This window comes from Cryobacterium glucosi (genome assembly GCF_004402235.1).
Taxonomy (GTDB): Bacteria; Actinomycetota; Actinomycetes; order Actinomycetales; family Microbacteriaceae; genus Cryobacterium; species Cryobacterium glucosi.
On record NZ_SOFS01000032.1, the window covers coordinates 16,683 to 30,494 of the forward strand.

At 70.3% G+C, this 13,812-nt stretch carries 15 protein-coding genes; 6 read left to right on the forward strand and 9 right to left on the reverse strand.

Annotated features, from left to right (window positions below):
* Window positions 1–60: 60 nt before the first annotated feature.
* Entirely contained in the window at window positions 61–1,587 is a 1,527-nt protein-coding gene (locus E3O46_RS13820; RefSeq protein WP_134449758.1) for an MFS transporter, read from the reverse strand.
* A gap of 104 nt (window positions 1,588–1,691) precedes the next feature.
* Here E3O46_RS13820 and E3O46_RS13825 point away from each other — a divergent pair, with 104 nt between their 5' ends.
* Window positions 1,692–2,384 (forward strand): TetR/AcrR family transcriptional regulator, encoded by a 693-nt coding sequence (locus E3O46_RS13825; RefSeq protein ID WP_134449759.1) that lies wholly within the window; start codon window positions 1,692–1,694, stop codon window positions 2,382–2,384.
* On the opposite strand, the gene E3O46_RS13830 is transcribed toward E3O46_RS13825, so the two are convergent.
* Window positions 2,371–2,808, reverse strand: coding sequence for an Rv3235 family protein (locus tag E3O46_RS13830; RefSeq protein WP_241975493.1), 438 nt, complete (start codon window positions 2,806–2,808; stop codon window positions 2,371–2,373). The genes E3O46_RS13825 and E3O46_RS13830 overlap by 14 nt on opposite strands.
* A gap of 131 nt (window positions 2,809–2,939) precedes the next feature.
* On the opposite strand from E3O46_RS13830, the gene E3O46_RS13835 reads away from it, so the two are divergent.
* Complete coding sequence (locus tag E3O46_RS13835) at window positions 2,940–3,581, forward strand: hypothetical protein (RefSeq protein WP_134449760.1); 642 nt, start codon at window positions 2,940–2,942, stop codon at window positions 3,579–3,581.
* 15 nt (window positions 3,582–3,596) lie between these two features.
* On the opposite strand, the gene E3O46_RS13840 is transcribed toward E3O46_RS13835, so the two are convergent.
* On the reverse strand, window positions 3,597–3,899 hold the full coding sequence (locus E3O46_RS13840; protein ID WP_134449761.1) for a helix-turn-helix domain-containing protein: 303 nt from the start codon (window positions 3,897–3,899) through the stop codon (window positions 3,597–3,599).
* Between the two features lie 145 nt (window positions 3,900–4,044).
* Here E3O46_RS13840 and E3O46_RS13845 point away from each other — a divergent pair, with 145 nt between their 5' ends.
* Together E3O46_RS13845 and E3O46_RS13850 are read left to right on the forward strand one after the other, a co-directional pair.
* Complete coding sequence (locus tag E3O46_RS13845; protein WP_134561906.1) at window positions 4,045–4,680, forward strand: hypothetical protein; 636 nt, start codon at window positions 4,045–4,047, stop codon at window positions 4,678–4,680.
* A gap of 2 nt (window positions 4,681–4,682) precedes the next feature.
* Window positions 4,683–5,939: a CpaE/TadZ family protein gene (locus E3O46_RS13850; protein WP_174775134.1), complete on the forward strand. Its 1,257-nt coding sequence runs from the start codon at window positions 4,683–4,685 to the stop codon at window positions 5,937–5,939.
* Between the two features lie 71 nt (window positions 5,940–6,010).
* Here E3O46_RS13850 and E3O46_RS13855 read toward each other — a convergent pair whose 3' ends face one another.
* Window positions 6,011–7,777: a DUF5671 domain-containing protein gene (locus E3O46_RS13855; protein ID WP_241987426.1), complete on the reverse strand. Its 1,767-nt coding sequence runs from the start codon at window positions 7,775–7,777 to the stop codon at window positions 6,011–6,013.
* Window positions 7,774–8,247 (reverse strand): LpqB family beta-propeller domain-containing protein, encoded by a 474-nt coding sequence (locus E3O46_RS13860; RefSeq protein WP_134561907.1) that lies wholly within the window; start codon window positions 8,245–8,247, stop codon window positions 7,774–7,776. The genes E3O46_RS13855 and E3O46_RS13860 overlap by 4 nt, the downstream gene beginning before the upstream one ends.
* A gap of 78 nt (window positions 8,248–8,325) precedes the next feature.
* Between E3O46_RS13860 and E3O46_RS13865 the strand changes: the two genes are divergently transcribed.
* Window positions 8,326–9,819, forward strand: a complete 1,494-nt coding sequence (locus E3O46_RS13865) for a sensor histidine kinase (RefSeq protein WP_134449764.1) — start codon at window positions 8,326–8,328, stop codon at window positions 9,817–9,819.
* Between the two features lie 46 nt (window positions 9,820–9,865).
* On the opposite strand, the gene E3O46_RS13870 is transcribed toward E3O46_RS13865, so the two are convergent.
* A complete protein-coding gene (locus E3O46_RS13870) occupies window positions 9,866–10,114 on the reverse strand; it encodes a WhiB family transcriptional regulator (protein ID WP_035837005.1) in 249 nt (82 codons plus the stop codon).
* A gap of 180 nt (window positions 10,115–10,294) precedes the next feature.
* Between E3O46_RS13870 and E3O46_RS13875 the strand changes: the two genes are divergently transcribed.
* Complete coding sequence (locus E3O46_RS13875; protein WP_134449765.1) at window positions 10,295–10,750, forward strand: hypothetical protein; 456 nt, start codon at window positions 10,295–10,297, stop codon at window positions 10,748–10,750.
* A gap of 126 nt (window positions 10,751–10,876) precedes the next feature.
* Here E3O46_RS13875 and bcp read toward each other — a convergent pair whose 3' ends face one another.
* The 3 genes from bcp to aroA are packed head-to-tail and all read right to left on the reverse strand — an operon-like array spanning window position 10,877 to window position 13,773.
* Window positions 10,877–11,356 carry a thioredoxin-dependent thiol peroxidase gene (gene bcp / locus E3O46_RS13880; protein ID WP_134561908.1) on the reverse strand — a complete coding sequence of 160 codons (480 nt, stop codon included), beginning with the start codon at window positions 11,354–11,356 and terminating at the stop codon, window positions 10,877–10,879.
* 9 nt (window positions 11,357–11,365) lie between these two features.
* Window positions 11,366–12,415, reverse strand: coding sequence for a ribosome small subunit-dependent GTPase A (rsgA, locus tag E3O46_RS13885; protein WP_134449767.1), 1,050 nt, complete (start codon window positions 12,413–12,415; stop codon window positions 11,366–11,368).
* Complete coding sequence (aroA, locus tag E3O46_RS13890; protein ID WP_134449768.1) at window positions 12,412–13,773, reverse strand: 3-phosphoshikimate 1-carboxyvinyltransferase; 1,362 nt, start codon at window positions 13,771–13,773, stop codon at window positions 12,412–12,414. Before aroA ends, rsgA begins: the two co-directional genes overlap by 4 nt.
* Between the last annotated feature and the right edge of the window lie 39 nt (window positions 13,774–13,812).

A 13,812-nucleotide genomic window follows, 5' to 3' on the forward strand; every position in this document is an offset into this window, starting at 1 on the left:
CGCACACGACGGAAGGCCGGGTCCCGAGGGACCCGGCCTTCCGTCGTGTGCGACCCGTGCCTAGTGCACCGGAAGCGGCACTTCGGTGGGCGCTGCCGCGGGGGTGCCGTGCGGGTTCGAGAGCGACACGCCATGGCCCATCCGCCGGAAGAGCAGCGCCGCGAGGACCGCGCCGACGGCGAAGAAGCCGGCGCCCCACCAGTATGCGACCGCGTAGCTGTGGATTGCGGCATCCGCGGCCACCGCAGCGGTGAGCGGGGTGTTCGCGGCCAGGAAGTTCGTCGCGGCGGTCGCGGCGAGCGTGTTGAGAAGAGCGGTGCCGATCGACCCGCCGACCTGCTGGCTCGTGTTCACCATCGCGGAGGCGACCCCGGCGAACTGCCGGTCGACGCCGAGCGTCGCCGTCTGCATCGAGGCGGGCATGATCGAGCCCATCGCGAAGCCGAGGATCATCAGGGGCGGCAGTATGTCGGCGGCGTAGGTGCTGCCCAGGTCGAGATGGGTCAGGTAGATCATCCCGAGGGCTCCGAGCGTCATGCCGAACGGCACCATGATCTTCGGGCCGAACCGGGGCACGAAGATGTTCGTCGACAACTGGGCCGCGACGACGAGCATGGCGATCATCGGCAGGAACGACAGTCCGGTCTGGACCGGGGTGTAGCCCAGTGAGACCTGCAGGTAGTACGTGACGAACAGGAAGATGCCGAACATGCCTGCGCCGGCGATCAGCACCGAGAGGTACGCGGCACCGCGGTTGCGGTCGAGCACGATCACGAGCGGCAGAAGCGGATGCGCGGCACGGCGCTGCCACAGCACGAACGCGACGAGCAGCACGACGGCCCCCGCGAGCATGCCCCAGGTCAGCGGTGAGTCCCAGCCGTCGGTCTCGGCGTTGGAGAAGCCGTAGACGAGGCCGAAGAGGGCTCCGGAGACCAGGATCGTGCCGGGAATGTCGAGCTTCGGGCGCGGGCCGGTGCGCTCGAGGTGGTCGACGAAGACGATCGCACCGATCACCCCGATCACGGCGATGGGGATGTTGATGTAGAGGTTCCAGCGCCAGTCGAGGTTCTGGGTGAGGAAGCCGCCGAGGAGCAGTCCGACGGCGCCGCCGGCACCGGCGATCGCTCCGAAGATCCCGAAGGCACGGGCGCGTTCCTTCGGAATGGTGAACGTCGTCGTGAGAACGGCGAGGGCGGTCGGGGCGAGGAGGGCGCCGAACGCGCCCTGCAGGGCCCGGGCGCCGACGAGCAGCCCGAAGGTGCCTGCCGCACCGCCGAGTGCCGAGGCGGCTGCGAAGCCGATCAGTCCGATGATGAAGGTGCGCTTCCGGCCGATCAGGTCGGACAGGCGTCCGCCGAGCAGGAGGAGGCTCGCGAACGCGAGGGAATACGCGGTGATGATCCACTGGCGGTCTCCGTTGGAGAAGCCGAGGTCGGTCTGCGCGGAGGGCAGGGCGATGTTGACCACGGTCGAGTCGAGTACGACCATGAGCTGGGCGAGGGCGACGGTGCTGAGGGTCCACCAGCGCCGGGAATGCGGCACGGGCGTGCTCGTTAGAGTGGACGAAGTGGCGGAAGTCTTTGGCATGAAGGCGACTATATACGATACTGTGGAGTTCCGGATCTTAACAGTTCCTGAATTTACCTCCGGGTAACATTCGATCAGAAGACTTCGATCAGAAAGTGGTGAGTGTGGCGACGACGCAGCTCGATCCCGCCGAGGAGACGGAGCCCGTCAAGCTCGGACGCAGACGGGACCACACCCGCGACCCTGACATCCTCGCCGCTGCCGTCGACGTGCTCGCCGAATGCGGGTATGAGGGCATGACCATCGACATGGTCGCGGCCCGGGCCAAAGCGGGCAAGGCCACCCTCTACCGGCGATGGCCCTCGAAGGGCGAACTTGTCATCGACGCGGTCGCGTGCATGAAGAACGGTGACCTGAACCTGTCCCAACTCCCGGACACGGGCACGCTGCGCGGGGACCTGATCGCCATGATCAAGCCGCACTCGATCGAGGACGGCGAGAAGAAGCTCCGGGTCATCGCCGGCCTGATGTCCCTCCTCGCCCACTCGCCCGAGCTCGCCGAAACCGCCCGCGTCTCCGTCGTCGAACCCCGGGTGACCGCGCATCGCTTCCTGTTGCGCCGGGCCGTCGAGCGCGGCGAGATCTCGTCGCGCTGCGACATCGACAACCTGTCGACCGTGACCACGGCCATGGCCTCCATGCGGATCCTGTTCGAGCGCAAGACCATCGACAGGGAATTCCTGATCTCCTTGATCGACGGGGTGATCCTTCCCGCGGTGGGCCTGGGTGCCGGTCCGGCGGCCGGCGCGGACCCGGAGTCGCGAGCTGCAGGGGATACTGCCGTCACAGCACGTTGATCGCGCTGGCCCGCCAGCGGTTGTCGAGGCCCTCGAGGCGCAACGCCACCGCGCGCACCCGCACCTTGCTGTGCACGATGACGACGGCTTCGACCACCCCGTCCCTCGGTTCCGTGATGGTGACCCTGCCGATGGAGATCGTGGGCCGTTGCGCCCGGAGCCCTTTGACCGCCCGCGCCCGGTTGGAGAGGACGACCCGTTTCAGCAGGTGCCGGTAGACGTCGTCGCTCACCCAGCGCGCGAGCTGGTCGAGTTCGCGGGCCCCGGAGAGCACCTCGATCACGCACCGGGTGAGGTTGATGAGCAGCGGCTCCGGATCCGGCAGTTGCCCGCGGGAACTCGGCTGCTGCCCGAAGTAATCTTCCTCGGCGAACCGCTCCGCTCGGGCGCTCGCCTGCTCACTCTTGCCGACTGAATCGCTCATGACTCCTCCGGGGGTTCCGGGTGCTGAGGTGCAGGTTCGCTACTCAACCAGCGGATGCCCGCGGTGTCGAGCGCTTATATGTCCTGTGGATAACCCGGCTGGCCGGTTCGCGGCGAGTTAGCGTCGTGTGTGTGCGCTGGGACAACCTGTTCGACGACCTCGAGGGACAGCTCGAACACGAGCTGAACGCCGAGGACCTCGAGCTGCGCGCGGAAGAGGAACGGCTCCGGCTCGGCCGGTTATCGCTGCGGCACCGGCTGATGGGCCTGGGCGCCGGTTCGGGCCCGCGCGCGGGCGGCGGTGTCGTGCGGCTGGTGCTCACCTCCGGGGTCACGCTGGCCATCCGCCCGACGACGTTCGGGCGGGACTGGCTCGCCGCCGAGATCCTCGACACGCCAACGGCGTCGGCAGGGACGGCCCCGCCCGGTGTCCCCGCCCGGGGCGCTCCGCAGTGCGTCGTTCCGATCGCGGCGATCGCCGGGGTGATCCTGCAGTCTGCGGAGGTGCGTGCCTCCCTCGCCGCGCCCGCGGAACCCGGGTCGGGGGTCGTCGACCGCATCGGGTTCGCCTTCGTGCTCCGCGACCTGGCCAGGCGGCGCAGGTTCGTCGAGGTGCACACGCCGGGTGGTCTCCTCAGTGGAACGATCGACCGGGTCGGTCGCGACCACATCGACCTCGCGATGCACGACCGCGGGGTGCCGCGCCGCAGCTCCGAGGTGAGGCAATACCGGATCATTCCCCTCGCCGGGATCCAGCTGCTGTGCCTGCCCTGACCGCGCCGGCCGGGTTCAGTCGGGCGGCCGGATGATCGTGCCGCCGGAGAGCTCGGGGATGTTCGCGTAGTCGGACTGCTCCCACAGCGACAGCCGCCTGGCCTCTTCGTACTTGGCCTCGATGTACGACTCGAGCACGACCCGCTCCACGCGCCAGTGCTGCATCCGCTCGGGCGCGGACGGGCCGATCCGGATGGCAGGAAGCTCGCCCGTGTGCACAAGCTCGCTCACCTCTGCCGCGGTCAGGGCGAGTATGTCGGCGGTGTCCGCGAGGGTGAGGAAGCGGCCCAGCCCACGATAGGCGTCGGGAGCGTTCATGCTTCGATTATCGGGGGTTCCCGCGGTGTCCCGCCGGGAAAACGACAGCCTGTGGATAACTTTCCCGCCGTGGGCCGGGAACGGCGACGATAGAGACCACTGATCAGGCGGGCGGCAGCTGCCCTCGCCGAGGAGAGGGGCGACCATGGTCTCGAGGCCGAATCGCGCACGACGCCCGGGAGCCTGGTTCGACCCGCGCCTGCTCATCGGCCTGGTGCTCGTGCTCGGTGCGGTCGGCGGCGTCTCTGCGGTCGTCGCAGGCAGCGACCGCACGACCGCCGTCTACGCCGCCCGTGGCGCCCTCATCGTCGGCGACCGGGTCACGGCCGCCGACCTCGAGCTCAGCCAGGTCCGCCTGGACGGCGCGCTCCCGCTCTACGTGACCCCCGAGCGGATGCCCGCGGACGGCCTGGTCCTGGCCAGGACCGTCGCAGCAGGCGAGCTGATCCCGGTGTCCGCGGTCGGCGCATCCGCTGAGGCGGGCGTGACGACGGTCGTCGTCGAACCGACGGACGCCCTCGCGCAGGCGGTCGCGCCTGGCGCTGTTGTCGACGTGTGGTCCTCGCCGCAGACCGAGCGGGGTGCATTCGGGCCGCCTGCCGTGCTCGTCGGGCAGGCCGGGGTGGTGCGCGTGCTTGAACCGGGCGGGCTTTCGGTGGGAGCCGGCCGCCGCTCGGTCGAGCTCCGGGTGCCCAGGGAGGCCGTCGCCGCCGTACTCACTGCGATCGCCAACGGAGCGGCGATCGCGGTCGTTCCGGTCAACCAGCCCCTCGGAGGTTGACCATGGCCCGGCTGCTGCTCGCGCTCGACCGTTCGACGGAAGACCGCCTCCTCGCGGATATCGTGCAGTACGGGCACTCCGTCCTCGCCCGGCTGTCGGGGGGAGCGGAACTGCTCGCTGTCCTGGACCGCACAGAGGCCGACGTCGCGCTCGTGAGCGCGGGACGGGCGACGCTGAGTGCCGCCGTGATCCGGGCGTGCGACGAGCACGGTGTGCGCGTGATCGCCCTCGCCGCGACCGACCAGGACCGCAGGAACGCGGCGGGACTCGGCCTCCTCGACGTGATCGACGCGACAGCGGAATGGGCGGGCATCGAGGCGGTGATTGAGGCCGGCGTCGTGATCCCGTTGCGGGTCGCCGAGCGGGAGGCCACGCGCACAGTGTCCGCTCGTGGCACCGTGATCGCGGTCTGGGGGCCCTCCGGCGCGCCGGGCCGCACGACGCTCGCGATCAACATCGCCGCCGAGGTCGCGGCGGCGGGCCACACCGTGGCGCTCGTCGACGTCGACAGCTACGGAGGCGGGATCGCGCCGGCCCTCGGGATGCTCGACGAATCGCCCGGTTTCGCCGCGGCCTGCCGCCTCGCAGGGACCGACAGCCTCACCCGGCCGGAACTCGAACGCATCGCGCAGCGCTACACCTCGCCGCGCGGCGCGTTCTGGGTGCTCACGGGCATCGGGCGCCCGTCGCGCTGGCCGGAGCTGTCGGGCGAGCGCGTCTCGAAGACCATCGAGGTGCTGCGGAAGTGGGCCGACTACGTCGTCCTCGACACCGGCTTCAGCCTCGAAAGCGACGAGGAGATCTCGAGCGACCTGTTCGCGCCGCGGCGGAACGCTGCGACGCTGACCGCGCTCCGGTCAGCGGACCACGTCGTCGCGTGCGGGCTTGCCGACCCCGTCGGGCTTGCCCGATTCCTGCGGTCGTGGGCCGAACTCGCCGAGGCGGTCTCGACGGACAGGGTCAGCGTCGTGATGAACCGGGTGCGGCCGAGCGCCGTCGGGATCGACGCCAACCGGCAGGTCGTCGCAGCGCTGCGCCGGTTCGGCGGCATCCACGCCCCGTTCCTGGTCCCGCACGACCAGTCCGGCGCCGACGCTGCCGTGCTGACCGGCCGCACGCTGCGCGATGCCGCGCCGAAGTCGCCCGCACGCACGGGCATCCTGCGTCTGGTGCACAGGGAGCTTCTGCCCGAACCGGTGCGGGCGCGGGGCCGGGGACTGGGGCGGATGCCGTGGCGTCGCCGGGCGCCCGCCCTCTGAACCCCGCCCTCTGAACCCCGCCCTCTGAACCCGCGCTCTGAATCCGGCGTCCTGACGCCGGTGCCCGAGGTTCAGTCCCGCAGCCGGATCACGGTGACCCCGGAGCCGGGGCCCGTCACGACGAGCACCCGTTTGCCGGTGACCCCGTCGAGGGCCGCGGTGATCTCCGCGGCGGATGGGCCGCCTGCAGTGCTGTCCGTGCCCGCTTCGGCGCCTGCGTCTGCTGTTGTGTCTGCGTTGCCCTCTGCCCGCGCCCAGACGGTCACGGATGCCCCTGTGTTCTCGGTGATCGCCCGCCGGAGCGGTTCGGGGGACGCGCCGGTGACCAGGATCACCCGTCCGATGGTGCATTGCCGGCCCGGCGTCGCGGCGCTCATGGCCCTGTCGCGCTGCCAGACGGCGAAGTGGTACCCGGCGGCGAGGCCGGTCGCGATGAGGAGCCCCAGCGGGGCGCGCACCCGCTCGAGCAGGCTGCTCCCGGATGGGGACCCGGACGCGGACCCGAGACCGAACTCGAAGATGCGGTAGCCGATCAGGAGGAGGGCGACCAGCGCGACGACGGCGCTGACACCGAAGACCAGGATCAGGTAGACGCGCCGGGCGGTCGCGGAGCTTGTGGATGGATCGGCCGGGGCCAGCGGACGCCAGGCCAGACACCAGACCGGTCCGCCCGCGATCATGACGCTGATGCCGCCGAGCAGCAGGGTGCGCGGGTTCGAGTCGGCGAGCGGCTGCGCGAGTGCCGCGAGCAGGGAGTTCACCACGACCCCGAGCCCGGAGGCCGCACCGACGAGCCCGATGCCGGACACGACCAGGCCGGCCGCCTGCCGGGTCTGGTCGCCGCGGACTGGAACCAGGACCCGGTGATAGGCCCAGACGAATGCGCCCATCGACGCCGCCGCGAGTGCGTTGCCGAGGGGATCGAGGATGACGGTGAGGGACTCGGCGTTTCCGAACGCGCCTGAGCGGTCGAAGCCGAGCCTGAGCAGCACGAACACCGTTGTGCCCGCCCCGGCGAGGGTGAGGATCGCCGCTCCGCCGATTCCGCTGGCGATGAAAGCGACGTCGGCGAGCCCGCCGCGGAGGGTGACTGCCCTGTCGTGCAGCCAGTGCCACCACCACACGGCGCCGCCGCCGGCGCACCAGACCAGGCCTTCGAGGGGGAGCCACCACCACTGGGCACCCGCGAACGTCGATGCCCCCGACCCGGTGATGGCCGAGTCGAGCAGCGCGCCGAGCGCCGTGACGGCTCCGCCGGTACCGATCACGAGACCGAACACGCTCCCGAGAACGATCGCCGCCGTCGGGAGCCGCAGCGGATGCGTGGCCGGATTCCTGGACATCCACGTGTGCCACACCCACACGGCGGCCCAGACCAGTCCGGTGGCGAGGGTGCGCGGCTGCCAGTCCGCGCGCACGAGGGCCGCTGCGGAGCCGAGCAGGGCGGTCGAGGCGACGACGAGCGCGACGGTGCGTATGCCGGCGAGGTAGAGGCCCCAGGCGAGGGACGACCGATCTTCGCCGTCCAGGCGCCGCCGGAGCACCCACCACAGCAGGGCGGCGAAGGGGCCGGCGACCAGGGTGAAGGCGAGCGAGCGGGCGAGTCCGGCGACGTCATCCCCTGCGAGAGCATTACCCGCATCGAGCAGGCGCCCCAGCAGCCCGGCCAGACCGATCGCGGCGATCACGACGAGGGCGAACAGGAGGACGAAGGCGATCAGGCGCCGGACCGTCGGCTGGGCCGACCCTCCCCGCGGTGCCGGCGACCGGCGGACCCCGATCACGATGGCGGCGATGACGACGCCGAGCGCGACCAGGAGACCTGCCCCGACGATCACGGGGCATCCGTCGAGGTCGTGGTGCCCGGGCAGATCGCGAGTTGCCAGGGCGCGGAGTCGATCTTCCAGGCGCCGTCGACCGTGAGCAGGTCGAACACCTCCTGGCTCTCGTATTCCGAGGACCCGAAGGGGCCGGCATCCTCCGAGGTGACGATGGACACCGTGACGTCGGCCGAACCGGGCCGCTCCGTCGTCGAGACGAGCGTGACCCTCAGGTCGCCGGCGGCCCGGCCGCCGACCGCGTCGCAACTCGCGAGGGCGTGCGGGGTGAGGAATCCGGCCGCCTTCTGCTCGTCGCCGTCGATGACAGCGGCAGAGTAGCGCTGGACGACACCGGCCGGGGTCGCCTGGCCGAGCTGCTCCGGCGCTCCGCGGGAGAAGACGACGACGAGCGCGACGATGACCAGAACTACGATCACGGACAGAACGGCGATCAGGGTGCGATCGGGCCTGCCCGGAGTGGGGTTCATCTGACCAGCATGACACCGCGCGCCGATTCATGGTCGCCCCAGTCACTTTCCTCGTTCAGGGGGACCTAGGCTGGCAGGGTGTCGACGCTCAGTGATCTCGTACTTGCCCAGGGCCGCAGCAGTGCCGAGGATGTGGACTGGCTCCACATGCTCGTCGCGGACGGTCAGCTCCTCGCCGACCTTGCTTTCGCGGACATCGTGGTGTGGGTGCCCGGCACGACCGGGAGCTTCGTGGCGGTCGCGCACGCGCGCCCCTCGAGCGCCGCGACCCTGTTCTACCGCGACTTCGTCGGGCAGGGAATCAAGGGGGAATGGCGCCAGCAGGTGACGGAGGCCTTCGAGTCCGCCAGGATCGTGGATACGACGGCCCCGGACTGGTACGAGGAGACTCCGACCCGCGTCAGGGCGATCCCCGTGATGCGCCGGCTCAGCACGACCGGTTCCCAGATCGCACCCGTGCCCGTCGCCGTGCTCACCCGGCACACGAACCTCAGCGAGGCGCGCACGCCGAGCCGCCAGGAACTTACCTTCAACGACTGCGCCAACGACCTGTTCGCGATGATCGCCTCCGGCGATTTCCCCGATCTCGGCGCTCCGACCGGCCCGCGCCGCGGCGCCCCGCGCGCCTCGGACGGCCTGATCCGGCTCGACCTCGACGGTGTCACGACCTTCGCGAGCCCCAACGCGCTCTCCGCCTTCAACCGGATGGGCTTCGTCGACGAGCTCGAGGGCGAGTCACTCGCCGAGGTCACGACGGGATTGCTCACCGGCACGGTCGTCGTCGACGAATCGCTCCCGCTCGTCGTCACCGGCCGGGCTCCCTGGCGAACCGATGTCGAGGCTCGCGGGGTGACCGTCTCGCTCCGCGCGATCCCGATCCGCAACCGCGGCCAGCGGATCGGCGCGATCGTGCTCTGCCGCGACGTGACCGAACTGCGCCACCAGGAGCGCGAGCTCATCACGAAGGACGCGACCATCCGGGAGATCCACCACCGGGTGAAGAACAACCTCCAGACCGTGGCGTCGCTGCTCCGGATCCAGGCCAGGCGGACCCACTCCGATACCGCGCGCGAGGCGCTCAACCAGGCCATGCGCCGGGTCGCGGCGATCGCTGTCGTCCACGACACCCTGTCGACGGGGCTGAACCAGCAGGTCGACTTCGACGTCGTCTTCGACCGGGTGCTGCTCCTGATCGCCGAGGTCGCATCCGCTCACAACACGACGGCGCACCCGAAGCTGTCCGGCAGTTTCGGCGTTCTGCCGAGCGCCTTCGCCACCCCGCTCGCGCTCGCGCTCACGGAGCTCGTCACGAACGCGGTCGAGCATGGCCTCGCCGGCCGGGAGGGCGAAGTCGTGATCGAGGCCGAGCGCAACGAAGAGACCCTCACGGTGCGCGTGCGTGACAACGGTTCCGGTCTTCCCGAGGGCAAGGTCGGATCGGGACTGGGCACGCAGATCGTGCGCACCTTGATCCAGGGCGAGCTCAGCGGGAGCATCGACTGGCACACGATGATGGGCAGCGGCACCGAAGTGACGATCGAGATTCCCCTGCGGTACATGCGTGAGACCTGACTGCCGCGGGGGCGGCGCGCCAGGTCTCAGGACACGGGCGGTGGGGCTAGGACGCGCGGCGCGCCCGTGCGGCACGGCGCTTGAGGGCGCGGCGTTCGTCTTCGCTCAGGCCGCCCCAGACGCCGGAATCCTGTCCGGTCTCCAGTGCGTACTGGAGGCACACCTCGGTCACATTGCAACGGGCACACACAGACTTGGCCTTCTCGATCTGGTCCACAGCGGGTCCAGTGTTACCGACAGGGAAGAACAATTCCGGGTCGGCGGTGAGGCAGGCCGCTTTGTCGCGCCAGTCCATAGAGATGCTCCTTTATTGCAGGGTGCCTGGCCGATTGGCCGAAGATGAGAGGCTGCCGATTGCAGGAAGGTAAGCGATTTACGCATTCATAGGGCTCACGTCCCTGTGAGCGTCAACCGGGCCTCAATTATGGTCGCATAATGGTGGGGTCAAATCAATAGTTTGGTATGGGATATCTCTGTGAATCAACAGTTCGACCAGCGTCCGGACGGTGACGCCGGTGCGTTCCGCCCGCGTCGTGCGCCCGCACTCCTTCTCCTCGCCGGCCTGCTCTGGGCCGAGGCCGCCCTGCTCTGGGCCGCGGTGGTCTGGCTCGTCCTCGAGCTTCTCACCGCGACGCCGACCTCGCTCGCGAGCGGGGTCGCGATCCTGATCATCGTGCTGATCGCCGCCGCCTGGGTGACCGCGATCGCGGTCAATTCCCTGAGGCGCCGCGGCTGGATCCGCGGCGCCGCGGTGACCTGGCAGGTCGTGCAGATCGCCGTCGCCGTCGGCTGCTTCCAGGGGCTGTACGCGCGTCCGGATCTCGGCTGGGCGCTCCTGGTGCCCTCGATCGTGGTGCTCGGGCTCCTGTTCACCCCAGCGGTGCTCGCGGCCACGCAGACCCCGCGGGATGAGGGCGACACGGCCGGGTAGACATCCGTCGCCGAGTGTTCACACAGTATTTCGTCCAGGCAGCAGGTCGGTGCCGCCCGGACGGCAGCGGATGTCGTCAGCGGCCGCTGGGGGCCCCTGACGGCCCCGGGGAAGTGGGACCGGGTGTCAGTCGCCGAGGCCGAGCTTCTTGCGCAGGCTCGCGACGTGGCCCGTCGCACGTACGTTGTAGAGCGCGAGCGTGATCAGTCCGGCCTCGTCGATCACGAAGGTGGACCGCAGGACGCCCGTGACGGTCTTGCCGTAGAGGTTTTTCTCGCCCCAGGCGGCGTACGCCCGGTGCACGGTGAGGTCGCTGTCGCTCAGGAGCGGGAACGTGAGGCCCTCGGCGTCCCGGAAGGCCCGGAGCTTCTCCGGCGTGTCCCGCGAGACGCCGAGCACGCGGTAGCCCGCAGTCTCGAGCGAACCGAGGCTGTCGCGGAAATCGCAGGCCTGCTTCGTGCAGGCCGGGGTGAGCGCGGCCGGGTAGAAGTAGACGACGACCTTCGAGCCCGCGAACCCGGCGAGCGAGACGGATGCGCCGTCCTGGTCGGTGAGCGTGAACTGCGGTGCCGGGTCGCCGGCTTCGAGGCGCGTGGAATCCGTCATGCCCCCACGTTAGTGGTGCGGGGACACCGCGAAGGTCGCGAGCAGTCGTTGCAGCGAGTCGAGGCGGGCCTTGCCGGTGTCGCCGAGTTCGCCGGCCGCGACGGCCTCGTTGATGGCGCAGTCCGGCGAGTCCGGCAGATGGGTACAGCCGCGCGGGCACTTCTCCGCGATCGCGGCGAGGTCGGTGAACGCCTTGAGGATGTTGTCGGTGTTGATATGCCCGAGGCCGAAGGAGCGCACTCCGGGAGTGTCGATGACCCAGCCGCGGCCGGCATCCGTTTCGAGTCGCAGCGAGACCGTCGAGGACGAGGTGTGCCTGCCGCGGCCGGTCACGGTGTTCACGACGCCGACGGCGCGGTGCGCGTCCGGCACGAGGGCGTTGACGAGCGTGGACTTGCCGACGCCGGAGTGGCCGACGAAGACGGTGTCATGGCCGACGAGCGCAGCGGAGATGCTCTCGAGCGGCATGGCGTCGTCGCGGCTCGTGAAGACGATCAGGTCGAGGCCGGCGAAGTTGTTCAGGAACTCGGCGGGATCGGCGAGGTCGGTCTTCGTGATGCAGAGGATCGGCGTGACGCCCGCGTCGTACGCCGCGACGAGATACCGGTCGACCAGGCGGATGCGCGGCTCCGGGTTCGCGGCGGCGACGACGATGAGCATCTGGTCGGCATTGGCGACGATGACCCGTTCGACGGCGTCGGTGTCGTCGGCGCTGCGGCGCAGCAGGGTGACCCGCGGCACGATCCGCACGATGCGGGCGAGGCTGCCCTCCGCTCCGGTGGTGTCTCCGACGATGTCGACGCGGTCGCCGGTCACGACGGCGTGCTTGCGCAGCTCGCTCGCCCTGGCCGCGGTCACCCGTCGTTCGGTGTGCTTGTTCTCGTCGAGCATGACGGTGTAGCGGCCGCGGTCGACCGAGAGGATGCGCCCGGTGAGCGCGTCCTCGTGGTCAGGGCGGGTCTTGGTGCGCGGTTTGCTGCCCTTGCGGTTGGGGCGCACCCGCACGCTCGACTCGTCGAACTCGGGTTCGTCGTCGTCCGCGCCGGCCCACCAGCTCATGCGAGCACGGTCGAGGCGAGGAGCGCGTGCCACAGTTCGGGGAACTGGGGGAGCGTCTTCGCAGTCGTGCCGATGTCCTCGACCAGGACGCCGGGAACAGCGAGGCCGATCAGGGCTCCCGCCGTCGCCATCCGGTGGTCGTCGTAGCTGTGCCACTGTCCGCCGTGCAGGGGCCGCGGGTCGATCTGCAGGCCGTCCGGCAGCTCCGTGACGGCGCCGCCGAGCCCGTTGATCTCCGTCACGAGGGCGGCGAGGCGGTCGGTCTCGTGGTTTCGGATGTGGCCGATGCCGGTGATCGTGCTCGGGGAATCCGCGAGGGCGGCGAGGGCGACGAGGGCCGGCGCGAGCTCACCTCCCGTTGAGAGGTCGAGAGTGACGCCGGTGAGATGCTCGCCCGCGGTGACCGTGAGCCGGTCGCCCGCGCGGGTGACGATCGCGCCGAACAGCGGCAGCAGGTGCGCGAGGTCGGCGCCGACCTGGGTCGTCTCGGCAGGCCAGCCCGTGATCGTGACGCTCCCGCCGGCCACGAGCGCGGCCGCGAGGAACGGCGCGGCGTTGGACAGGTCTGGTTCGATGTCGACGTCGATACCTCGGATCGGGCCGGGCTCGACGATCCATTCGCCGACGGCGGGGCTCGTCACGGTGACCCCGCGGCGGGCGAGGGTCGCGATCGTCATCTCGATGTGCGGCAGGCTCGGCAGGCGTTCGCCGTCGTGTCGGAGGTGCAGTCCGCGCTCGAACCGCGGGGCGGCGAGGAGCAGGCCGGAGACGAACTGGCTCGAGGTGGACGCGTCGATCGTGACCTCACCGCCGGAGAGGCTGCCGGTGCCGTGCACCGTGAACGGCAGCGCGTGGCGGCCGTCGTCGTTGATGTCGGCGCCGAGGGCGCTGAGGGAGGAGATCGTGGTCGCCATCGGGCGGCGGCGTGCACCGGCGTCGCCGTCGAACGTCGTCGGGCCGAGCGCGAGGGCGGCGACGGGCGGGAGGAAACGCATCACGGTGCCGGCCAGGCCGCAGTCGATCGTCGTCGAGCCGAAGAGCTCGCCCGGGGTGACCCGGAGGTCCGCGCCGAACTCGCCGTCGCCGGGGACGGACTCGATCGTGGCGCCCAGCTGCCGGAGCGCGGCGACCATCAGGTCGCTGTCGCGGGAGTGCAGCGGTGCGCGGAGGAGGGAGGGCCCGTCGGCGAGGGCCGCGAGCACGAGCTCGCGGTTGGTGAGCGACTTCGAGCCCGGCAGGGAGACGACGGCGGCGAGCGGCCGCGCTGCAACAGGGGCCGGCCACCAGGCATCCGTCTCTTCGGGCGCGTTGTCGCCGTAGGGATCGAAATCGGGCTTGGAATATCTCGAGATCAACATCGGTTATCAGGATAGTCGGTGATGAACAGATGAGGGAGG